This window comes from Streptomyces sp. NPDC018045, assembly GCF_044327445.1.
GTDB lineage: Bacteria > Actinomycetota > Actinomycetes > Streptomycetales > Streptomycetaceae > Streptomyces.
Genome location: NZ_JBIRFL010000025.1, coordinates 23,719 through 44,707, shown reverse-complemented (window position 1 = coordinate 44,707; position 20,989 = coordinate 23,719). Strand labels below are relative to the sequence as shown.

16 protein-coding genes are annotated in these 20,989 nt (G+C 73.4%); 7 read left to right on the top strand and 9 right to left on the bottom strand.

Features of this window, described 5'->3' with window-relative positions; all coding sequences use genetic code 11:
- Nucleotides 1–505: 505 nt before the first annotated feature.
- Entirely contained in the window at nt 506–640 is a 135-nt protein-coding gene (locus ACH4EB_RS32450; RefSeq protein WP_398351764.1) for a lasso RiPP family leader peptide-containing protein, read from the bottom strand.
- A gap of 308 nt (nt 641–948) precedes the next feature.
- Nucleotides 949–2,400, bottom strand: a complete 1,452-nt coding sequence (locus tag ACH4EB_RS32445; RefSeq protein ID WP_398351763.1) for an LCP family protein — start codon at nt 2,398–2,400, stop codon at nt 949–951.
- Nucleotides 2,401–2,608: 208 nt separating this feature from the next.
- Between ACH4EB_RS32445 and ACH4EB_RS32440 the strand changes: the two genes are divergently transcribed.
- From ACH4EB_RS32440 to ACH4EB_RS32430, 3 genes are all read left to right on the top strand, one after another.
- A complete protein-coding gene (locus ACH4EB_RS32440; RefSeq protein WP_398351762.1) occupies nt 2,609–3,670 on the top strand; it encodes a glycosyltransferase family 2 protein in 1,062 nt (353 codons plus the stop codon).
- A gap of 235 nt (nt 3,671–3,905) precedes the next feature.
- The gene (locus ACH4EB_RS32435; protein WP_398351760.1) at nt 3,906–5,336 is read left to right on the top strand and encodes an MFS transporter; all 1,431 of its coding nucleotides are present in this window, start codon (nt 3,906–3,908) and stop codon (nt 5,334–5,336) included.
- A gap of 37 nt (nt 5,337–5,373) precedes the next feature.
- Nucleotides 5,374–6,480 carry a polyprenyl synthetase family protein gene (locus ACH4EB_RS32430; RefSeq protein ID WP_398351759.1) on the top strand — a complete coding sequence of 369 codons (1,107 nt, stop codon included), beginning with the start codon at nt 5,374–5,376 and terminating at the stop codon, nt 6,478–6,480.
- Here the strand turns inward: ACH4EB_RS32430 and ACH4EB_RS32425 are convergent.
- The 4 genes from ACH4EB_RS32425 to ACH4EB_RS32410 form a co-directional block, all read right to left on the bottom strand.
- On the bottom strand, nt 6,468–8,168 hold the full coding sequence (locus ACH4EB_RS32425; protein WP_398351832.1) for an LCP family protein: 1,701 nt from the start codon (nt 8,166–8,168) through the stop codon (nt 6,468–6,470). The two genes, ACH4EB_RS32430 and ACH4EB_RS32425, sit on opposite strands and share 13 nt — an antisense overlap.
- A gap of 614 nt (nt 8,169–8,782) precedes the next feature.
- Nucleotides 8,783–10,546: an LCP family protein gene (locus ACH4EB_RS32420; protein ID WP_398351758.1), complete on the bottom strand. Its 1,764-nt coding sequence runs from the start codon at nt 10,544–10,546 to the stop codon at nt 8,783–8,785.
- A gap of 230 nt (nt 10,547–10,776) precedes the next feature.
- Nucleotides 10,777–12,123, bottom strand: coding sequence for an LCP family protein (locus ACH4EB_RS32415; protein ID WP_398351756.1), 1,347 nt, complete (start codon nt 12,121–12,123; stop codon nt 10,777–10,779).
- Between the two features lie 197 nt (nt 12,124–12,320).
- Nucleotides 12,321–13,073: a TIGR03089 family protein gene (locus tag ACH4EB_RS32410; RefSeq protein WP_398351755.1), complete on the bottom strand. Its 753-nt coding sequence runs from the start codon at nt 13,071–13,073 to the stop codon at nt 12,321–12,323.
- 126 nt (nt 13,074–13,199) lie between these two features.
- On the opposite strand from ACH4EB_RS32410, the gene ACH4EB_RS32405 reads away from it, so the two are divergent.
- The 3 genes from ACH4EB_RS32405 to ACH4EB_RS32395 all read left to right on the top strand — a co-directional run bounded on the left by ACH4EB_RS32405 (nt 13,200) and on the right by ACH4EB_RS32395 (nt 16,851).
- Complete coding sequence (locus ACH4EB_RS32405) at nt 13,200–14,582, top strand: N-acetylmuramoyl-L-alanine amidase (RefSeq protein ID WP_398351754.1); 1,383 nt, start codon at nt 13,200–13,202, stop codon at nt 14,580–14,582.
- 73 nt (nt 14,583–14,655) lie between these two features.
- Nucleotides 14,656–15,738 carry a sugar phosphate nucleotidyltransferase gene (locus tag ACH4EB_RS32400; RefSeq protein ID WP_398351752.1) on the top strand — a complete coding sequence of 361 codons (1,083 nt, stop codon included), beginning with the start codon at nt 14,656–14,658 and terminating at the stop codon, nt 15,736–15,738.
- A 198-nt stretch (nt 15,739–15,936) separates the two neighbouring features.
- Nucleotides 15,937–16,851 carry a DNA-3-methyladenine glycosylase family protein gene (locus ACH4EB_RS32395; protein ID WP_398351751.1) on the top strand — a complete coding sequence of 305 codons (915 nt, stop codon included), beginning with the start codon at nt 15,937–15,939 and terminating at the stop codon, nt 16,849–16,851.
- A gap of 39 nt (nt 16,852–16,890) precedes the next feature.
- Here the strand turns inward: ACH4EB_RS32395 and ACH4EB_RS32390 are convergent, their stop codons facing one another.
- Genes ACH4EB_RS32390 through ACH4EB_RS32380 form a run of 3 tightly spaced genes read right to left on the bottom strand, consistent with a single transcriptional unit; the run spans nt 16,891 to nt 19,772 of the window.
- Nucleotides 16,891–18,252 carry a coenzyme F420-0:L-glutamate ligase gene (locus ACH4EB_RS32390; protein ID WP_398351750.1) on the bottom strand — a complete coding sequence of 454 codons (1,362 nt, stop codon included), beginning with the start codon at nt 18,250–18,252 and terminating at the stop codon, nt 16,891–16,893.
- Nucleotides 18,249–19,205 carry a 2-phospho-L-lactate transferase gene (gene cofD, locus ACH4EB_RS32385; protein WP_398351749.1) on the bottom strand — a complete coding sequence of 319 codons (957 nt, stop codon included), beginning with the start codon at nt 19,203–19,205 and terminating at the stop codon, nt 18,249–18,251. Before cofD ends, ACH4EB_RS32390 begins: the two co-directional genes overlap by 4 nt.
- Nucleotides 19,206–19,217: 12 nt before the next feature.
- Nucleotides 19,218–19,772 (bottom strand): cysteine dioxygenase, encoded by a 555-nt coding sequence (locus ACH4EB_RS32380; RefSeq protein WP_398351748.1) that lies wholly within the window; start codon nt 19,770–19,772, stop codon nt 19,218–19,220.
- A 677-nt stretch (nt 19,773–20,449) separates the two neighbouring features.
- On the opposite strand from ACH4EB_RS32380, the gene ACH4EB_RS32375 reads away from it, so the two are divergent.
- Complete coding sequence (locus ACH4EB_RS32375; protein ID WP_003983763.1) at nt 20,450–20,713, top strand: WhiB family transcriptional regulator; 264 nt, start codon at nt 20,450–20,452, stop codon at nt 20,711–20,713.
- Nucleotides 20,714–20,989: the final 276 nt, after the last annotated feature.

Genomic DNA, 20,989 nt, shown 5'->3' with positions numbered 1-20,989 from the left:
GCCGGCCGTTCGGTGCGCAGGCACAGCCGAACTGATCTTGTGCGGGGCGGCCAGGGGCGTTCCGCCGCTGCCAGGCGGTTTCGACGGTTGTCCACAGGTTGTGTGTTCCGCCGCAGGTGACGGTGTGGGCGTGTTCTCCGGTGGCCGGGGCGAGGACGCGGTCGAACGGGGTCGTTGCGGGGTGGCCGAGGCGGGCGTCGGCGGCGGTGAGGCGAGGGGGCGTGCGGGTGGTGTCCGGGACGGGGGCGAAGCGGGGAATCCACGGGCGGCTGTTCGGCCCCGGTGGGCATCTCGCTGCTGTGCGGACGGCGTCCGTTTTCGGAGGTGAGCGGGGCAGCTTCCCGAGGGTGCGCAACTGTTGGGCCCGCCGACCACAAGCCGGCGGGTCCGGCGCGCGTTCGGAAACGACAACACGCCCCCGCTTCGGCACATGGCCGGAGCGGGGGCGCTGTGCGGAGGGAGGACGCTCAGCCCGGGCCGACGGGGCCCGTCAAAGCGGCGGGAATCACCATGCGTGGTCGTATCCGCCGGACCAGAAGTCGTCGAGCCCCCCGTGGGGGCCGAGCGTGACGTCGTTGAACGAGCCGGCCTCCGCGATCTCGGGTGCTTCGTACTCGGTCACTTCCTGGTTGTCCTGCATGGTTCCTCCTCTGTGGCGACGTAGGCGCGGCTTGTGCGCCTACGGCCATGTTGTCCGTCAACCGGGAGGCTGCCGATCCCTCGTGGGAGTGGCCGAGTGGTGCGCGGGCGCACTCGTCCGGGGAGCGTGAACATCGCCTCCGCCGGCCGCCTCCGGCGCGTGCGACGAGCAAGACGAGCAAGACGAGCAAGACGAGCAAGGGTCCCGGCCCCGCCTGGAGTGCCCGGCGGCACCCGGAGGTCCCCGATGGTCTCCGGGGGCCTGGGGCAACCGGCAGGCTCAACAGCGTTTGCCGCCGACCCCGATGATCACGGGCACGCTGCCTCGTCGCCGGTCAGTGTTCCGAAGTCGCCGGCGGCCGTCGGCTGGGTCGGGTCGTCGGAGCGCACCCGGTGGACCGCCTTGAAGTCCTTGCCGACGGTGACGCGCAGCACCGCGCCCTGGCCGGGGACCTGGCGCAGGGCCGCGCCGGGCAGGGCGGCGGCGAGGGAGCGGACCGAGCGGTCCCAGCGCGGGTCGTAGGCGATCACGGTCCGCCGGGTGCGGGTGGGGGCGTTGCCCGGGGTGCCGGTGGTGTCGAAGCCGGTGGCGCGCAGTGACCTGTCCACCGCGCGGCCCAGCCCCGTGCGGCCCGCGCCGTTGTCGACCTGCACCCGGATCGTGGCGGGCGGTACGTCCACGACCGTCGCGCGCTGCCGGCCGGGCCGCCGTACGGCCAGCGGCCGGTCCTCGCGCAGGGCCTGGAAGAGCTGCTTCGCCCGGTTCTCGTTCCACATCACGGTCGAGCCCACGTTGGGCACCTGGAAGTCGATGTCGCCCAGTGGTACGGAGGCGAACTCGGACGACGACGGGTTGAAGCCGCGCAGGGCCTGGCCGAGATCGACCATCTCGTCCGCGCCGAAGCCCTCGTCGGCCCGTACGGACTCCAGCAGCGCGTCGGTGATCTCCTTGAGCTGGCCCGGGTGGAGCAGTGCGCCGGAGCTGGTGATCTTGTGCATGAGTGCGGCGAGGAAGCGCTGCTGGCGTTGCATCCGCCCGAGGTCGGAGGCGCTGTCCAGGTGCCGGGCGCGGACGTATTGCAGCGCCTGGCCGCCGTTGAGGCGGGAGCGCCCGGCGGGCAGGTTCAGACCGCTGTGGCTGTCCTTCAGGGGGCGCGTGGTGCAGATGTTCACGCCGCCGACCGCGTCCACCGTCTTCATGAAGCTGGTGAAGTCGACCTCCAGGTAGTGGTCGATGTGCACGCCGGTCATCCGCTCGACGGTCCGGATGGTCAGGTTGGGCCCGCCCTCGGCGTACGCCGCGTTCAGCTTGACGGGGTGGCCGTGGTGCTTCCGGCCGGTGGTCGCGTCGGTGTGCGGGGGCGTCTGCGCGTACGAGTCACGCGGCAGGCTGACCACGCTGGCGCGGTTCCGGTCGGCGGACAGGTGGACCATCATGATCGTGTCGGTGCAGTGGCACGGCTCGCCGCCCAGGTGGTACCTGCGTTTCTCCGCCGCGGAGAGCTTGTTGCGGCCGTCCGTGCCGACGACCAGGAAGTTCATGCCGTCACCGCCGCTGTTGTCCGGCCGGTTGCCCATGCCCTTGAAGGCGTCCACGCGGGCGATGCCGTCCTCGACCCCGGTGACCATGGCGTGCCCGATACCGCCCGCGGCCAGTAGCAGCAGCGAGGCGCCCGCGGTGATGCGCAGGCCCCAGCGGGGCCGCCCGCCCGGTCGCCGGTGACGGGCGGGCGGGCGGGGCGAGCGGTGCGGTGCGGTCATGGGGGACACCTCCGCGGCGGGGTCGGGCGGACGGAGTGCGGGGACGGGGACGGCGGGGGCGCGGACGGACCGGACACAACGGGAAGGAGCGGGCCGGGTCACCGTAGGCCCATATGATCGGCTGTAAAGCACCACACGCCGGGCGCCGCCCCCAGGGCCACCCGGCTGCCGTCGGCCCCCGTCCCCCATACGCGGTAACGTGACCGCGATGAACGCCACGCCACCGCAGCAGCTCCCGGCCGTCTCCGTGATCATGCCGGTGCTCAACGAGGAACGTCATCTGCGCAGCTCGGTCCAGCACATCCTGGAACAGGAGTACGCCGGTGAGATGGAAGTGGTGATCGCGCTCGGGCCCTCGACGGACCGAACCGACGAGATCGCCGCCGAGCTGGTCGCCGAGAACGCCGCGAACGACCGCGCCCGGGTGCTGACCGTGCCCAACCCCACCGGCCGCACCCCGGCTGCCCTGAACGCGGCGATCAAGGCGTCCCGCCACCCGGTCGTGGTACGCGTCGACGGCCACGGCATGCTCTCGCCGAACTACATCGCGACCGCGGTGCGCCTCCTGGAGGAGACCGGCGCGCAGAACGTCGGCGGCATCATGCACGCCGAGGGTGAGAACGCCTGGGAGGACGCGGTGGCCGCCGCGATGACCTCCAGGATCGGCGTGGGCAACGCGGCCTTCCACACGGGCGGCGACGCGGGCCCGGCCGATACGGTCTACCTGGGTGTCTTCCGGCGTGCGGCGCTGGAGCAGCAGGGCGGCTACAACGAGGAGTTCATCCGCGCCCAGGACTGGGAGCTGAACTTCCGCATCCGCGAGGCGGGCGGCCAGGTCTGGTTCTCGCCGGAGCTGAAGGTGCAGTACCGGCCGCGGCCCAGCATCCGCGCGCTCGCCAAGCAGTACAAGGACTACGGGCGCTGGCGCCACGTCGTGGCCCGCTACCACTCCGGTTCGATCAATCTGCGGTACCTGGCGCCGCCGACCGCCGTGTGTGCCATCGCGGCGGGCGCCGTGGTCGGCGCCTTCGTCACGCCGTGGGGTTTCGTCGTCCCGGCCGGCTACCTGGCCGCCATCACGGCGGGCTCGGTCCCGGCGGGCAAGGGGCTGCCGCCGAAGGCCCGCGTGCAGATCCCGGTCGCCCTGGCGACCATGCACATGTCATGGGGCTGGGGCTTCCTGACCAGTCCGCGGTCGCTGGCCAAGAAGGTCATCGCCAGCCGCCGCCCGGCGGTGACGGCACCGCGGCAGCCCGCCGCGGCCGAGTGAGCGCACCGCCGGCCCGCACACCCGGCTGACGCGTCGGCGCCCGTACCGCGGAACCGGACACCTCCGGAGGTACGGGCGCCGACGCGTATCGGTGCCCCTCCCGCATCAACTCCCGCACCAACTGCCCCTTCCGTCGCAGCGACAGACGTGGGCTGGGCACGGACGCGTCGCCATGGTTACGATACGTGCCTCGATCATCACGTACCGTGCTCGGCGATCGGCTGGAGGTGCCCCCGTGCGTCCCTGGGCGGCGCTGGTTGTCCTGCTGTGCGGCACGTTCCTCGCCAACCTCGATGTCTTCATCGTGGTCGTGGCGATGCCCGCGCTGGAACGGGACCTGGGCGCGGACGGCGGCCAGCAGCAACTGCTCCTCGCCGGATACCAGTTGGTCTACGCCCTCGGCCTGGCCGTCGGCGGCCGGCTGGGGGACGCGCTCGGCTCCCTGCGGGTCTTCGGCCTCGGCATGGCCGTCTTCACCGGCGCCTCGGCCGCCTGCGGAGCGGCGCCCACCACCGGCGTCCTGGTCGTGGCCCGCCTGGTCCAGGGCGCCGGCACGGCACTGATGGTGCCCCAGGTCTACCGCGCGGCGCAGACCCTGTTCACCGGCGCGGCGCGGCGCAGGGCGTACGCCGCGATCGGCGCGGTGATGGGGCTCGGCGCGATCGGCGGGCAACTGCTCGGCGGCTGGCTGCTGTCGGCGGACGTCCTCGGCCTCGACTGGCGCGCCGTCTTCCTCGTCAACGTACCGGTGGGCGCCCTGGCGCTCACGCTCCTGCCATGGGCGGCGGGCGGGCGCCCGCCCGTACGCGACGGGCCGGTCCGCGCCGACCTGCCCGGCGTGGGCCTCGCGGCCGCCGCCCTCGGACTGTTCACCGTCCCGCTGGTGGCGGGCGGCGCGGGCGGCATGGTGTGGTGGGGACCGGCCTGCCTGGCCGCCTCCGTTCCGGTCGCGGGCTGCTTCCTGCGCCACGAACGCGCGCTGGACGCCCGGGGCGGCTCACCACTCGTACCGCCGCGGCTGCTGCGGCTCGCCGGCTTCCGCCGCGGCATCGCCCTGATCGTCCTGATCAACTGCGGGCTCGCCGCGTTCGTCCTGATGCTCGGCCTGCTGCTGCAGAAGGGGCTGCGCTGGAGCCCGCTGGCCACGGGCGCGGGCATGGTGCCGGCCGCGGTCGCCTTCGCCGCCGGATCACTGATCGCGCCGCGGCTCGCCCGCGGCGCGGAGGCCCGGCTGCTGGTCCTGGCCTCCCTCGCCGCGACGGCCGGGTACGCGGGCTGCGCCGTGAGCGCCCTCGGCGACGATCCCCGCCACCTGCTCGGCGCGGTCAGCGCCGCCGGCGGCGCGCTGGGCCTGTGCGTCACCCCGGCCCTGTCCCTGACCCTGCGCACCGTGCCCGGGCCGGTCGCCGGCGCGGCGTCCGGTGTGGTCTCCACGGCCCAGCAGCTCGGCGCCGCCCTCGGCGTGTGCGTCTTCGGCTTCCTCTTCTTCGCCCAGGTGCGCGCCACGGCCGACGTCGTCGCCGCCTTCGCGGTCACCACGACCGCACTGACCACGACATCGGCGGCCGCCGCCGTCCTCGCCCGCGGCCTGCCCCCGGAGGCCGCGCCCGCGGGCCGGCCGCAGGACGCCCGGGGTGCCACGGCACCGCGGGACGTCCCGATGTGAGACCGGACCGATCCCCCCTGACCGTACGGAGACACGCTTGTCCCCTCACCCCCGGTCCGCCACCGTGCGGCCGAGCCCCGAAGCCCGGCTCACCGAGGTCTTCCCGCAGGTACGGCAGTACCTCGCCGGGCTCCTCGACGACTACCGGCCCCGGTACGCGTATCTGCGGCCCACCCTCGAACGGCTCGTCACCCACGGCCGGCGGACCCCCCTCGAATGCGCCCTGCCGCTCCTCGTGCACGGCGCCGTCGAGGGCACCCTCGAACCGGCCGTCCCGGTGGCCGGGGTGCACGCCCTGTGGTGGCGGGCCGCCAACACCTTCGACGACGTGTCGGACGGCGACGTCGGCCCCCGGCTGTACGGCGGCGACCCGGCCGCCGTCATGACGGCGGCCCTGGAATGCGGCTACGCCCTGCCGCTGCGCGCCCTGGCCGCCCTGCCGGTGCCCGGGCCCCTGCGCGAGCGGCTGACCGCGGACTTTCTCGACGGCTGGACCGCCGCCTGCGACGGGCAGGTCGGTGACATCCTCGGCTCGCCGACCGGGACGAGCCCCGAGGAGGTCCTGACGGTCTACCGGCACAAGAGCGGCTCGGTCTACGCCATGGCCGCCACGATGGCGGCCCGCCTCGCGCTCGGCGCGGACGGCGCCGACGACCCGCGGGCCGCCGCCTGGGGGGAGTTCGGGCAGGCCGTCGGGCTGCTCGCGCAGTTCCGCAACGACGAGGACGACCTGCGCTCGGGACACAACGAGGACCTCGGCAACCGCACCGCCACCTATCTCCTGGTCCACCTGCTGCACTCGGCCACCGGCGCGGCCAGGGAACAGGCGGTGGAACTCCTCGGCCGGGCCGCCGACTCGGCCGCCGACCGCCGCCGGCTGGCCGCCATGATGTTCGACCCGGACGTGCTCGTGCCGTACCAGCGTTTCCTCGCGGACGTGCACCAGCGCGCCCACGCCCTGCTGGACACCCTCGCGCCCGCCTCGCCCTACGCCGCGCCCCTGCACCGGCGGGTCGACGACGAGGTGCGGACCACCGCGTACGCCGTCGCGCCGGCGGGCCCGCTCGGCGCGCACTGCACCCTGCCGCCGGGCCCGGCGGTGCCGCCCGGCCGCGCCCAGGAGCGGACCGGTCAGAAGGTGTAGGCGGGGTTCACCTTCATGCAGGCCTTCTTGTCCTCGCCGTTGAGGGCGTCGGCGCTGTCCGGCGCCTTGCCGGCCTCCTCCTTGCCGGCCGGCGGCTTCGGGAACGAGGTGCCCCTGCGCCAGTCGTTGCCGATCACCAGCCGCATCCGGGTGGCCGAACGCGACTCCTTGACCACGTCCTTGGACAGGCCGAGCGCCTTCGCGAGGGCGAGGGCGTCGCCGCGCCCCTCCTTGGCCGGGTAGGTGATCGTGGTGTCGGCCTGGGTGGTGAGGCGGGTGTCCGTGACGGCCGCGCTGTAGCCGAGGGAGACGAGGTGGTTCTGGAGCACGTTCGCGCGCCCGGAGACCGGGCCCTGAACCGTGCTGTTGGTGCCGTTCTGGACGATGACGTCCAGCTTGTTCCTGGCCGTCGTCGGCTGCGGGTCGGGCGCGGGTTTCTTCTTCTTGTCCTTGCCGTCCAGCGCGGTGTCGTTGCGGACGAGGGAGAAGGTCCGCTCGGCGTCGCCCGGCTTGGGTACGACGTACTCGCCGCCCGCCGCGTACTGCCACGGCATGGTGACCATCGTGATCCGCTCGGTCGGCACCCGCTGGAGGTCGCCGCCCAGGTCGAACAGCTTCTTGACGCTGCCCAGGCCCTCGTCCACCGTCAGCGCCTTGGTGGCGGCCTCGGCCAGGTCGCGCAGCTTCATCGGGTCGGTGAGCTTGGTGCCCGCCTTCAGCTCGCGGACCATCGAGTTCATGTACATGTGCTGGGCCTTGGCCCGGCCGATGTCGGTGTTGTCCTCGAAGCCGTAGCGGGTGCGCAGCCACTGGAGGGCCTGCACGCCCTTGACCGAGTGGGTGCCCGCGGTGAGCTTCAGGCCGCTGCCGTGGCCCTTCTTGTCGTGCGAGTAGATGTTCTTGTCCACACACACGGGGACACCGCCGATCGCGTCCGCCATGTCCACCACGCCGGCGAAGTCGACCATCATGAAGTGGTCGATGTAGATGCCGGTCAGCTCCTTCCAGGTGGCGACGGTGCAGCCGGGGCCGCCGTGCTGGAGCGAGGTGTTGATGGCCGCGGTGGTCTGCGGGTAGACCTTGCCGTCGTCCGGGTCCTTGCACTCGGGGATCGGTACGCGGGTGTCGCGCGGGATCGAGATGACCGACATGCTGCTGCGGTCGGCGGAGACGTGCAGCAGCATCTGCACGTCGGCCAGCGGCTTGCGGTCCGCGTCCTGGCGGGCGCCGCCCAGTTCGATGTTCTTCTCGCTGTTGCGGCCGTCCGAGCCGAGCAGCAGGATGTTCAGCGGCGTCTGCCCGAAGGCGTTCGGCTCGGGTTTCTCCAGACCGCCGGAGCCCAGATCCAGGGCGTCCTTGCGGAGATTGCTGTTGAGGTGCTCGTAGTACCAGTAACCGGCTCCGGCCGTGCCGACTATCAGTACGGCCAGGGTTATCGCGCTCCAGCGCAGGACGCGCCGGGCCTTGCTGCGCGGTTTACGGGCGCGGCGGGCGCCCTTGGCCTCGGGCTCGGCGCTCTCGGCCGGGCCGCCGGAGGCGCCGGGCGCGGAGCCGTCGGCCGGGGCGGCGCCGGGCTCCGCCGCGTCCTTGACGGCGGTGGCGGTACCGGCGGCGGGGGCTGCGGATGTGCCGGGGGCGGACGTAACAGGGGAGGGTGTGCCGGGAACGGGTGTGCCGGTGCCGGGCATACCGGGGGCGGGTGGGCCGGAGACGGCCGTACCGGAGCCGGGTGAACCGGCGCCGGCCGTACCGGAGCCCGGTGACCCGGTGACCGGCGTGCCCGTGACGGCCGGCGCGGGGGTCCGGCCGGCGGGGGTGCCGCCGCTCGGGGGCGGTCCCGCGACGCCGCCGGTGATCACGGGCGGCCCTGACACACCGCCGGTGATCAGCGGCGGGACGGCCGTGCCGCCGCCCGCCGACGGCGTGCCGGTACCGGTGCCGGTGCCGCCGGGAGCGTCCGGGGCATCGGACGGGCCCGGGGCGCCCGGGCCGGTCGGGGCGCCCGGGCCGGTCGGGACGCCCGGGCCGGTCGGGACGCCCTGGGCGGTCGCGCCGCCCCGGTCCGCCGTCGGCTCACCGCCGGGGCCCGCCGTCCCGTTCTGCCCGTTTTTGTACAGGCTGTCGTCCCAGCCCAGGTCCTTGGCGTCGGGCCGGCGCCGGCGTGGCCCGTCTCCACGCGCACTGCTGTGCCGCATTGGGTTTCTCCCCCGTCAGTCGGCGCCGGTCACGGCGGCCGGGGCTCGCTTGGTCTTTCCGGCTGCCCCGTGCAGTCGCGGACCGGCCGGGGAGCCCGGCCGTCCGGCTACTTGGCGCAGACGTTCTTGTCGTCGGCGTTGACGTTCTGCACGCCGTCCGGCGTTTTCGCCGGCGCCTCGATCGACTTGCCCGGTTCCTCGAAGTCCTTGCCCAGGATCAGCTTCATCGGGACCTTGGGGCCCGCGTCCGCGGTGGTCTTCTTCAGCGCACCCTTGGGCAGGCCCATCCAGGCGGCCAGGGTGGCTGCCTGGTCGGCCTGGTTCGGCGCGTACTCCAGCCGGGTCGCGGCCAGCTTCGTCGGGGCGTTGCCGGCGTTCGTCGACAGCTTCGCGGCCTTGCTGTTCTGCAGCCAGTCCACCGTCTCCTGGGCGGCACCGATCGGCCCGCCGCCGTTGCTGACATCGACCCGGACCTTGTCGGCCGGCGCCTGGGGAACCTTCTTCTCGTCCGACGTGCCCTTGCCCTTCTTCTCCTTCGTCTTGGACAGCGAGTGGTCGGCGCGGATCATCTGGAACAGCGGTCCGGCCTTCGCCTCGTCCATTACGACGGTCGCAGGGTCCTTCGGGTTGTCCAGGACGGGCACTGTGGCGAATGTGATGTTTTTGATGTCGACCCGGCTGAGGTCCTTGGCGAGGTCCACGAGCTTGCCCGCGCTGCCGATCCCGGTGTCCACGGTCAGCGCCTTGGTGGCGGCCTGGGCCAGGTCGTAGAGCTTGGGCACGCTGGTGAGGGTGTCGCCGGACTTCATCTTGCGGATCATCGAGCCGAGGAACTGCTGCTGCAACTGGATGCGGCTCAGGTCGCTGCCGGTGCCGACGGAGTGCCGGGTACGGACGAAGGCCAGCGCCTGCTCGCCCTTGACGACGCTCTTGCCCGCCGGCAGGTGCAGGTGGGACTTGGGGTCGTCGATGGGCTTGGCGGCGCACACCTCGACGCCGTCCACCGCCTCCGACAGCTCCTTGACGGCGTTGAAGTCGGCCATCATGAAGTGGTCTATCGACAGGCCGGTCATCTTCTCCACGGTGCGCCAGGTGCAGCCGGGGTCGCGGTCCTCCTGGCCCAGGCTCGTGTTGAAGCGGACCTTGCGCTCACCCGGGATCGTCCTGGTCGCCCCGTCCTTCTTGGTGGGGCAGTCCGGAATGTCGGTGATCATGTCGCGGGGGATGCTCAGGGCCGTCGCGTTGGAGCGGTCCTCGGAGACGTGCATCAGGATCGTGGTGTCCGCGTGCCCCACGCTGCCCGTGTCGCCGTAGCCCTGGTTGCCCTTGCCGGAGCGGGCGTCCGTGCCGATGACGAGGATGTTGACCGGGCCGTCCTTGACCGCCGGGTTCTCCTTGCCGACGTCGACCTTGGAGATGTTCCCGTTCAGTTGCTGGTACAGGTAGAACGCGCCACCGCAGCCCGCGACGAGGACGAAGCCGAGCGCGCCGGACGTCCAGTAGAGCGCCTTCTTCTTCGTGGACTTCTTCGGCTTGGGCTTACGGCGGCTCGGCGCGCTGCCGCCGGGCGGGGCGGGGCGGTTCCCGGCGCGCCGGTCGCGCTGGGCCGGCAGCTCACGGGTGTCGCCGTCCTGACCGCGCCCGCCGCCTCCAGAACCGTTTTGCCCCGTACGGCTGCCGGGTGCGGGACCGCCCTCGGGCCGTGGCGTGCCACGGCCGCGTCCGGGCGCCGGAACCCTGCGGTCGGCAGGCTTCGCCGCCGGGGCGTCGCCAGGGTCGAGCCGCAACTCATAGGTGCCGGTGTTCGGGTCGAACACCCACTGATCGGCGGGATCGATGTTGTCCCCTCGCCCACGGCCTTGCGCGTCCACGGTGCCTTGTGTCCTCCGTCGGTGCCACGCGGCGCCTCCCCCTCAAGGCGCTCGGTCGGTCGGTTGTGCATTGCGCGGTCAGCCTGGTCGGTGCGGACCGGATCGCTCACACTATCCGCCCAGTTCAGCGTCGAGCGACGCCCGTGACACATTCCACTCCCCTACAACTGGGCAATTCATCCCATCTTTTCGGCGGCTTTCGAGCGGCCGGACGGGTTTTTGCCGGGCTTTCAGCGGCAGATCCCGCGTTCCGCGGTGGTGCCGCGGAACGTGGGCGTCGCGGACGGGGCGGGGGCTCCGTTCGTCGCGTCGCCCGCGGAATTTTTACGCGGTCCTGATGCCGGGCCGGGGGATTTCGACGTGCCCGCCGTGCTCCCCGCCCGGCCCGGCACCGCGGACGCCGCGGGGGCCGGCGTGGTGGGCGCGGAGGTGGGCCGCACGGTCACCGGGCGGTCCTTGCCCAACTGCCGGAAGAGCTGCTCGGCGTCCGGCTGGACGAGTTCGTCGCGGTCGGTGTTGTAGCGGTACTCCTGGCGCGGAACGGTCAGAAACTGCACTTTGTCGGTCGGAATGCTGCGCATACCGCGGACCCATTCGTACAGACCCCGCAGCGACGCCAGATCCTCGTCGGTGGTCAGGGAACTCGTCGCGGCGTCCAGCAGCGGGTAGAGCCGGCCGGGGTGCAGCAGGACGCCGTTGCTCTTGACCTTGTTCACCAGCGCCGCCAGGAACTGCTGCTGACGCTCCATGCGCTGGGTGTCGCTGCCGTCGCCGAGGCTCTTGCGGGCCCGTACGTAACCGAGCGCCTCCTCCCCGCGCAGCGTCTGCCACCCGGCCGGCAGCCGCAGATGCGCCTCGTCGTCCTTCACGGGCCGTTCGAGGCACACATCCACGCCGTCCACCGCGTCCACCATTTTCTTGAAACCGGCGAAATCCACGATCATGTGGTGGTCGATGCGAATGCCGGTCAATTTCTCGACCGTCCGGATCGTGCAGGCCGCGCCTGCGAACTCGAACGCCCAGTTGAACTGGATGAATTGCGGCACCGACTGCTTTCCGTCGGAACGCTTGCAACCGGGAATGTGCACCATCAGATCGCGCGGGATGCTGACCGCCGTCGCGCTGCCGCGGTCCGCCGCCGCGTGCAGCAGGATCGTGGTGTCCGAACGCTGGGTGCCGTTGTCCTCGCCGTACTTGCCGCCGTTGTCCCCGGAGCGCCGGTCGGAGCCGATCAGCAGGACGTTCTCCGCGCCGCCGGGCTCCGATCTGGGCCGCTCCGCCTCGTACTTCTCCAGCTCGTTGCGGGTGTCGGGGTCGGTACGGATGTTGCCGTCCAGCTTGTTGTAGAGCAGCCAGCCCGTACCGGCCGCGGCCAGCACCAGCCCGGAGAGCCCGAGGGCGGACCAGCGCACCCACCGCCGCCGGGGCCGCGGGCCGGTGGCCGTCGCGCCGCTCTCCGCCGAGAGGTCCAGCGGCGGGGCCGCGAGCGGGGCGGTGCGCGCGCCCACCCCCTCCGCGGGGTCCTGCGGGCCGCGCGGGTCCGGCCGGCCGGGAGGGTTCTCCGGGCTGTCGCTCACGTGTGCGTCCCCATCCCTCCGGAGTCGGCGTCCCGCCCGCGCGGGCCACCGTCCGGCGGGCGGCCGGGCGGGCCCGCAAGGGCGTCCGTACCCCAAGATCATGGCCTGCCCGGGGCGTACCGGCCCCCCGCGGAGCCCCGGGCGTCCGCCGGACGGGGGACAAGGCGTGGTGCCCGGCCGGGCACCGCGCCCCGCTCTCAGACCGCGCGGTGGGTGACCCGCTCGCTCTCCTCGCGCCGGTTCAGGCCGTCCGCGTCCAGCCGGTCCAGGTTCCGGCACAGGACGACCGAGCCGCCCGCGGCCAGCGGGGCGAGCAGTCCGGCGGACAGGCCCGCCCAGCCGTCGTACGGCAGACCGGACAGCAGCCGGGACCCCTCGGACAGCCCGCGCTCCGCGGCGTCGGCCAGCGCCGCCGCCACCACCTCGGCGCCGGTCAGCTCCCGGCCGTCCACGGCGAGCGCCGGGTCCTGCGGGGCGACCGGCGTGTACGGCGCGAACCGGTCGCCCTGGCTCGGCACCTCGACCGCGTAGTCCGCGAAGCCCTGCGGCGGCTGCGGGAAGCGGCCGCCCAGCGGGCGCAGCGCCAGCGCCACCCGCTCGCCCGGGCAGGCGCGGGCCTCCTCCAGGGTGTCCGGGCCGCTCACGACGGTGTCGGCGGCGGCGGGGTCACCGCCGACGTCCGCGACGACGCCGACCGAGGAGCAGGCCAGCAGCCAGACCGCGGTCTGCCAGTGCGCGGGCAGCAGCAGCGCCAGGCGGTCGCCGGGCTCGGCGGCGAGGTCCCCCTGGAGGTAGTTGGCGGTCTTCGCCACCCAATTGGCGAAGGTGGCGACGGACAGTTCCACGCGCTCGCCCGTGGCGTCGTCGTAGAAGGTCACCAGCGGGCGGGCCGGGTCCGCGGCGAGCGCGGAACGCAGCAGGTCGGCGGGGGTGCGATCGGTGGTGTTCATCGGCGTCAGGGTACGCGCGGCGGCGGCCGCCGGTCAGCCGGACGGCGGGCGCGGACGGGGCCGCCGGGCCGACGCGCCGTCAGTTCATGAATGGCATGTTATGCCCTATTCGTACACGATTTCCGCATGCGTGCCATTCTTGCTACCTCGATCGCCGTGACGTGCACCGCCGCCCTCGCCCTCCCGCTCGCCCTGCCCGCCCAGGCCGGACAGTCGGGGCGGGCGGAACAGGCGGGGCGGTCCGCACCGGCCGTCCCCGCCGGCATCCCCGGCAGCACCCGCTCCCTGCCCCTGCGCCCCCTGGACGCCTCGGACCGGAGCGCGGCATCCGGCGCCCAGGGCCTGTCCGCCCGCGGCGTCGCCCCGTTCTCGCTGGTCGGCGTCGTCTGGGATGACCCGGCGGCCGCCCTGCACGGCGACGTCCAGGTCCGTACCCGCCCCGTCGGCAGCACCGCCTGGTCCGACTGGCAGGGCATCCGGGCGCACGACGACGACGCGCCCGACCCGCACTCCGCCGAGCGCCGGGGCGGCTCCGTACGGGGCAGCACTGCGCCCCTGTGGGTCGGCGCCTCCGACGCCGTCGACCTGCGCGTCGTTCCGGAGCGCGAGGCCGGCGGCCGGACGGCCGCGCGCCGGACGCTGCCCGCCGGGATGCACCTGGAACTCGTCGACCCCGGCCAGGACACCGCCCCGGTACGGGCGGCACGGGCCGGCGGGCAGCCCGCCGGGGAAGGCCGTCCGAAACCGCCCCGCAACACCGGCACCGTCGGCTCCGCCCTCGACTCGCTGCTCGGCGTCTTCCGTATCCCGGCGCTGGGCAGGCCCGCCGCCACCGGCGACGACTACGACGACGAACCCACCCCGCGCCCCACCGACACCTCCCGCCCCACCTCCCCCCGCTCCTACGTCGGCCCGCGCCCGGCCATCGTCACCCGGGCCGGCTGGGGCGCCGACGAGAAGCTGCGCGAACGGCAGTTCGCGTACACCAGGAGCGTCCGCGCGGCCTTCGTCCACCACAGCGCCACCGGCAACAACTACACGTGCCGGCAGGCCCCTTCGGTGCTGCGCGGCATCTACCGCTTCCACGTCAAGAGCAGCGGCTGGCGCGACATGGGCTACAACTTCCTCATCGACAAGTGCGGCACCATCTACGAAGGCCGCGCGGGCGGCGTCGCCAAGCCGGTGATGGGCGCGCACACCCGCGGCTTCAACCACGACAGCATGGGCATCGCCGTTCTCGGGACGTTCGAGAATGCAAATCCGCCAGCCTCGGCCGTTTCCGCCGTGGCCAAGCTGACGGCGTGGAAACTCGGGCTGTACGGGGTCAACCCGCGAGCCACAACTTCCCTAGTTTCCGGCGGCGGCAACCTGTTCAAGAAGGGCACCCGGGCTAAGCTGCACGCCATCTCGGGCCACCGGGACGGATTCAACACCGAGTGCCCGGGCGACCGTCTCTACAGCAAGCTCGGCACCGCACGCAGTGCCGCGGCGCGTCTCCAGGGCCGCTGAAAGTCCGTTCGAAAGGATCTGCCTACACTGGTCCGCCGACCGGCCGACCCCAGCAGGAAGCAGAGAAGACAAGGTGACTGAAGCGATCCTCCTGGTCGGCGGCAAGGGCACCCGGCTGCGCCCGCTGACGGTGCACACGCCCAAGCCGATGGTTCCGGCCGCCGGCGTCCCCTTCCTCACCCACCAGTTGGCGCGGGCCCGCGCCGCGGGTGTGGAACACATCGTGCTGGCCACGTCCTACCTCGCCGAGGTCTTCGAGCCGTACTTCGGCGACGGCTCCACGCTCGGACTGCACCTGGAGTACGTCACCGAGGACGAGCCGCTGGGCACCGGCGGCGCCATCCGCAACGTCGCCTCCCGCCTGCACTCGGCACCCGGCGACCCGGTCCTGATCTTCAACGGTGACATCCTCACCGGCCTGGACATCGCGGCCCTGGTGGACACCCACCGCACCACCGGCGCCGACGTCTCCCTGCACCTGACCAAGGTCGCCGACCCGCGCGCGTTCGGCCTGGTGCCCACCGACGCCACCGGCCGGGTCACCGCCTTCCTGGAGAAGCCGCAGACGCCCGAGGAGATCGTCACCGACCAGATCAACGCGGGCGCCTACGTCTTCAACCGCTCCGTCATCGACACCATCCCCACCGGCCGCCCGGTCTCCGTCGAACGCGAGACCTTCCCCGGCCTGCTGGACAGCGGCGCCCACCTCCAGGGCATGGTCGACTCCACCTACTGGCTCGACCTGGGCACCCCGCATGCCTTCGTACGCGGCTCCGCCGACCTGGTGCTGGGCCGCGCGCCGTCCCCGGCGGTCCCCGGCCGCTGCGGGGACCGCCTGGTCATGGACACCGCCGACGTCGCACCGGACGCCAAGATCACCGGCGGTTCGGCCGTCGGCGCCCGGGCCCGGGTCGGCGCGGGCGCGCGCGTCGACGGCAGCACCGTCCTGGAAGGCGCCGTCGTCGAGCCGGGCGCCCGCGTCCGCGACTCCCTGATCGGCGCCGGGGCGCGCATCGGCGCCCGTACGGTCCTGGAAGGCGCGGTCATCGGCGACGGCGCGCACATCGGCGCCGACAACGAGCTGCTCGACGGTATACGGGTGTGGTGCGGCGCCGAGATCCCCGAGGCGGCGGTCCGCTTCTCCTCCGACCAGTAGGGCGGGGGTGGGGCGCCCGCTCCGGCCGGTGGGCCGGGGCCCATCGGCCGGCGGATCACACGCCGGGAGACGGTCTCCGACCGGCGCACCGGAGGCCGGGCGCCGGCAGACGGACGCGGGCTCCCGAACGACCCCCGCGCCCCACGGCAGCACCCCCATACACCCCCGTATCACCCCCCCATCACTTACCCTGGCCGGATGTCCGCCCCCCTCCGCCGCACCTGGGTCCCGCCCGGCCCCTACGACCTGCACCGCACCCTCGGTGTGCTCGGCCGTGGCCCCGGCGACCCGGCGTTCTGGGTGGCGGACGGTGCCGTCCGGCGCGCCAGCCGCACCCCGCGGGGCCCGGCCACCCTGTGCGTACGGGCCCGGCCCGGCACCGGAGAGGTCGAGGCCGAGGCGTGGGGGCCGGGCGCCGACTGGCTGCTCGACGGGCTGCCCGCCCTGCTGGGCGCGGACGACGACCCGGCGGCCTTCACGCCGCGGCACCGCCTCGTCCACGAGGCGTACCGCCGCCACCCCGGCGTACGGCTCGCCCGCACCGGCCTGGTCCTGGAGTCGCTGATCCCCTCGGTCCTGGAGCAGAAGGTCACCGCCGACGAGGCATACCGCGCCTGGCGCCTGCTCCTCCAACGGCACGGCGAGAGAGCGCCCGGCCCCTGGGACCGGCTGCGCGTGATGCCCGACCCGCGCGGCTGGGCCATGATCCCCTCCTGGGAGTGGCACCGCGCGGGCGTCGACCACAAGCGCTCGGCCACGATCCTGCGCGCCGTACGCGTCGCCAGCCGCCTGGAGGAGGCCGCGGCCATGGGCCTGCCGGACGCGCTGCACCGGCTCCAGCTCGTGCCGGGCATCGGCCCGTGGACGGCCGCCGAGGCGTTGCAGCGGTCCAACGGCGCGCCGGACGCGGTCACCGTCGGCGATCTGCACCTGCCGCGCATCGTCGGTTACGCGCTGACCGGGCGGCGCGACGGCACCGACGAGCAGATGCTCGACCTGCTCGCCCCCTACGAGGGCCAGCGGCACCGCGCCACCCGCTTCATCCTGCTGTCGGGCCGGACCCTGCCGCGCCGCGCCCCGCGCTTCCCCGTCGGGGACATCGCCCGGCTCTAGCGACGGCCGGGCGGCGCCCCGACGGGTACGGCGCCGGGCTCAGCGCACCACCACGAAGTCGTCCTCCGGGCGCGGCGGCCGCGGCCGGGGCGGCGCCGCCGCGTGGCCCACGGCCACCGCGCCCATCGGGTCCCACTCCGCCGGCAGGTCCAGCACCTCCCGTACGACGTCGCGGCAGAACATCGTCGAGGACACCCACGCCGACCCCAGCCGCTCCCCGGCCAGCGCGACCAGGAAGTTCTGGATGCCCGCGCCGCCCGCGACGACGAACATCTCCCGCTCGGCGGCGTTGCGCCGCGCGTCCGGATACCGGTGCGAGCCGTCCATGACCAGGCACGGCACGACCAGGTACGGCGCGTTGCGCAGCACCTCGCCGCGGCGCACCCGCCTGGCGATCGACTCCTCGCTGAAGCCGTCCCCGCGCAGGTCGGCGATCCACGCGTCGCGCATCGCGTCCAGCAGCCCGGTGCGCGCGGCCGCCGACTCCAGCAGGACGAACCGCCAGGGCGTGGTGTGGTGCGGCGCGGGCGCGGTGACCGCCGCGGCGACCGCGCGCCGCACCGCGCCGGGGTCCACCGGGGCGTCGGTGAACTCGCGGACCGTACGCCGCAGCGTCACCGCTTCCCGTACGGCCTCGGAGGTGCCCAGCCGGAACATGTCGCTCGCGGCGCCGCGCACCAGCTCCCGGGCGCCCGGGTCGGCCGGGCCGTCGCCGTCCGCGTCCGGGCCGCCGTCGCGCACCAGGTGGGGCAGCCCGCGGACCACCGCCACCGGCAGCCCGGCCGCCTTGCCCTTGACCAGGTCGCCCGCCGCGGCCAGTTCGTCGGCGGTGGCGACGATCGTCGCGCTGAGCGGATTGCCGTACGCGTCCACGCCGCCGCGCAGGTCGTCCAGCACCCGCACCCCGGCCGCGCCGATCGCGACATCGGTCAGCCCGCTGCGCCACGGCCGCCCGAAGGTGTCGCTGACGACGACACCGACCCGTACGCCCAGCGCCTCCCGCAGCCCGTCCCGGATGGCGCGGGCCGAGGCGTCCGGGTCCTCGGGCAGCAACAGCACGGTCCCGGCCGGGGTGTTGGAGGCGTCGACACCCGCCGCCGCCATGACCAGGCCCTGCCGGTTCTCGACGATGCGCAGCGTGCCGCGGCGCGCCACGACCCGTACGGTCTCCCGGTCGATGGCCGCCTCGCGGTCGGTGGCCTCCATGATCCGGCCCTCGGCCTTGCTGACGATCTTCGAGGTCACCAGCAGCACGTCGCCGTCGGCCAGTCCGGGCAGCCCGTCGGCGGTCGCCGCGGCCGCGATGATCTTGGAGAGGTCGTCGCCGTCCCGCACCTCGGGGATGCCGGGCAGTGCCCACACCCGGTACGCCGCGGCCGGTGCGGGCCCCGGGGCGGTCACGCGCGGACCTCCTCGGCCAGTGCCAGCGCTTCGCGGGCCATCGCGGTGGTCGCGTCCAGGTCCGTCATCATCAGCGGCACGGCCCGGCAGCGGATGCCCGCCTCCTCGACCTCGGGCACCGCGCCCGCGTCCACCGTGTCGACGAGCCAGCCGTCCAGCAGCCCGGAGCCGTAGTGTGTGGCCACCGCGGCCGCCGTCGACTCGACGCCGACCGCGGCGAGAACCTTGTCCGCCATGCCGCGCACCGGCGCGTCCCCGACGATCGGCGACAGCCCGACCACCGGCACCCCGGCGTCCGCGATCGCCTCCCGGATGCCCGGCACCGCCAGGATCGTGCCGACGCTCACCACCGGGTTGGACGGCGGGAAGAGCACCACGTCGGCCTGGGCGATGGCGTCCAGCACGCCCGGCGCGGGCTTGGCCCGCTCGGCGCCGACCGGCACCACCGCGTGCGCGTCCACCGAGGCGCGCAGCCGTACCCAGTACTCCTGGAAGTGGATGGCCTTGCGCTCGCCGTCGACGTCCACGGCGACATGGGTCTCCACCCGGTCGTCGGACATCGGCAGCAGCCGCACACCCGGCTTCCACCGCGCGCACAGCGCCTCGGTCACCGCGCTGAGCGGGTAGCCGGCGCCGAGCATCTGCGTACGGACGATGTGGGTGGCGAAGTCGCGGTCGCCCAGCCCGAACCACTCGGGCCCGACCCCGTACGCCGCCAACTCCTCCTTGACCCGGAAGGTTTCTTCGGCACGGCCCCAGCCCTGCTCCTCGTTGATGCCGCCGCCGAGCGTGTACATCACGGTGTCGAGGTCCGGGCAGACCTTCAGCCCGAACAGATGGATGTCGTCACCGGTGTTGCCGATGACCGTGATGTCGGCGTCCGGCGCCGCTGCTTTCACACCCCGCAGGAAGCGGGCGCCGCCGATGCCGCCGGCGAGAACCACAATGCGCATGGGGCCAGCATGTCAGGGGGCGAGCACCTCGTGGGAGGTGCCCGCCTCGTGGGAGGTGCCCGCCGCGCAGCGGGCGCTGTGCATCGGCATGTCCGTCAGGCCGGGGAAGTACACGTGCAGGCTGACGGCGGGTACGAGCGCGTCGTTGACGACCTCGTGGACGTACCCGGGGGCGAAGACGCGCTGCGCGCCGGCCGCGAGGGTCCGGTGCCCGCCCGCCGTGCGTTCGCTCAACTCGCCCTCCAGTACGGTCAGTACGCCGGAGGAGGGGCCGTGGTCGTGCCGTCCGCTGCCCTGGCCCGGCAGCCAGCTCAGCAGCCACACCTCGTAGCCGGGCGAGGGGCGGCCCGCGCGGCCGGGGCCGGTGGCGCCCGGGACGGAGTGCAGCCGGTGGTACCAGCGGGTGGTGGCGTCGTAGCGCACGAGCGGGGCCCAGCGGGCCCGGTCGGCGGCGATCTCACGGGCGAGGCCGGCGAAGCCGGCGACGGTGGAGGGGTGCGCGGGGACGGGCGGGAGCAGGTGCGGGACGGCCAGCGGGTCGCCGGCGATCTGGACATCGCTGTTCATGGGCGGAGTTCCTCGGCAGGGTGCTCAGGTGGCGCAGATGGGGGGCGCCGCGGCGCGGGACGCGCGCGGCGGGCACGGGAGCCGTGCGGGGTGCTGCGAGTACTGCGGGAGAAGAAGCCGGAGCTCGGTGGCGTCAACAGCTAGAACAGCGACAGCGGGCCTGGGCAGCGCAGCGGGACCCGTAGGAACGGGTCAGGCGGAGCGCAGGAATCGCTGGCATGCATGCAAGGAGACCGGGTACTCGGCGCCGTGTCAACCGGGTGTCTGCTTTGGGCGATATGTTTCACCTCATCCGGTTACTGCGACCGGCGAAAGGTTTGTGCAGACGGGGCACGGAGAAGACGGGCGACATCCGCGCGCTCCCGGGCGCCGTTGCGCTCTCGTGACCTGAATGTGACCTGTCCCGCTTCGGTGGGCGCGGTGCAACGGCTGTGCGGCCCGTCGCGTCCTTGGGTGTGAGAGGGGAGTTACGGGTGATGCGGCTGAGGAAGTGTCCTGTTTTTTGCCGATTTGAACACTTTCTGCATACGCTTGGTTCCGCAGAGTGAATAAGGGGCCCAATAGCAGATCTCGGCTTGACTGGCCCGGATCGGCACACTTGTAATTTCACTCGTGTCGTTCAGCCGTCATCGGTAACGGCTGCATCACGGGGACGCAAAGACAGACGAGGGGCGCACATGACCGAGCTGTTCCAGGAATTGCTGGTCGAAGAGGCGGACGAGGAGCTCGGCTGGCAGGAGCGCGCGCTGTGCGCCCAGACCGACCCCGAATCCTTCTTCCCGGAGAAGGGTGGCTCCACCCGCGAGGCCAAGAAGGTCTGCCTCGCCTGCGAGGTCCGCTCCGAATGCCTTGAATATGCCCTCGCCAACGACGAACGCTTCGGCATCTGGGGCGGACTGTCCGAGCGCGAGCGGCGCCGGCTCAAGAAGGCAGCGGTCTGACGTCCAGTGCGACGGCCCGGCCGCCGGGCCACCGATTCTCCCTATATCCCCCTATAGACAACGGTCCGCCTCCGGAGCCCACGTGCCGGAGGCGGACCGCTGTGCACGCGGCGGACGGACGGGGTCGCCGAAGCATTAGTGTGGGGCCGCGTCCGAGGCGCACCGACGCCCTGACCGGCACCCGGCCACGACCCGTGCCGTCGGCCGCGCCGTGTCGCCGTCCGTCGCAGTCCACAGCGCAGCGCTATGCCGGGGGAGGACCCCGATACCCCCGGG

Bases quoted from the DNA above. Each gene is read 5' to 3' on its own strand.
- ACH4EB_RS32375 (WP_003983763.1), top strand. From the start codon at position 20,450: ATGACCGAGCTGTTCCAGGAATTGCTGGTCGAAGAGGCGGACGAGGAG.
- ACH4EB_RS32380 (WP_398351748.1), bottom strand. From the start codon at position 19,772: ATGAACAGCGATGTCCAGATCGCCGGCGACCCGCTGGCCGTCCCGCAC.
- ACH4EB_RS32440 (WP_398351762.1), top strand. From the start codon at position 2,609: ATGAACGCCACGCCACCGCAGCAGCTCCCGGCCGTCTCCGTGATCATG.
- cofD (WP_398351749.1), bottom strand. From the start codon at position 19,205: ATGCGCATTGTGGTTCTCGCCGGCGGCATCGGCGGCGCCCGCTTCCTG.
- ACH4EB_RS32450 (WP_398351764.1), bottom strand. From the start codon at position 640: ATGCAGGACAACCAGGAAGTGACCGAGTACGAAGCACCCGAGATCGCG.
- ACH4EB_RS32445 (WP_398351763.1), bottom strand. From the start codon at position 2,400: ATGACCGCACCGCACCGCTCGCCCCGCCCGCCCGCCCGTCACCGGCGA.
- ACH4EB_RS32425 (WP_398351832.1), bottom strand. From the start codon at position 8,168: ATGCCCGGCACCGGCACACCCGTTCCCGGCACACCCTCCCCTGTTACG.
- ACH4EB_RS32405 (WP_398351754.1), top strand. From the start codon at position 13,200: ATGCGTGCCATTCTTGCTACCTCGATCGCCGTGACGTGCACCGCCGCC.
- ACH4EB_RS32410 (WP_398351755.1), bottom strand. From the start codon at position 13,073: ATGAACACCACCGATCGCACCCCCGCCGACCTGCTGCGTTCCGCGCTC.
- ACH4EB_RS32395 (WP_398351751.1), top strand. From the start codon at position 15,937: ATGTCCGCCCCCCTCCGCCGCACCTGGGTCCCGCCCGGCCCCTACGAC.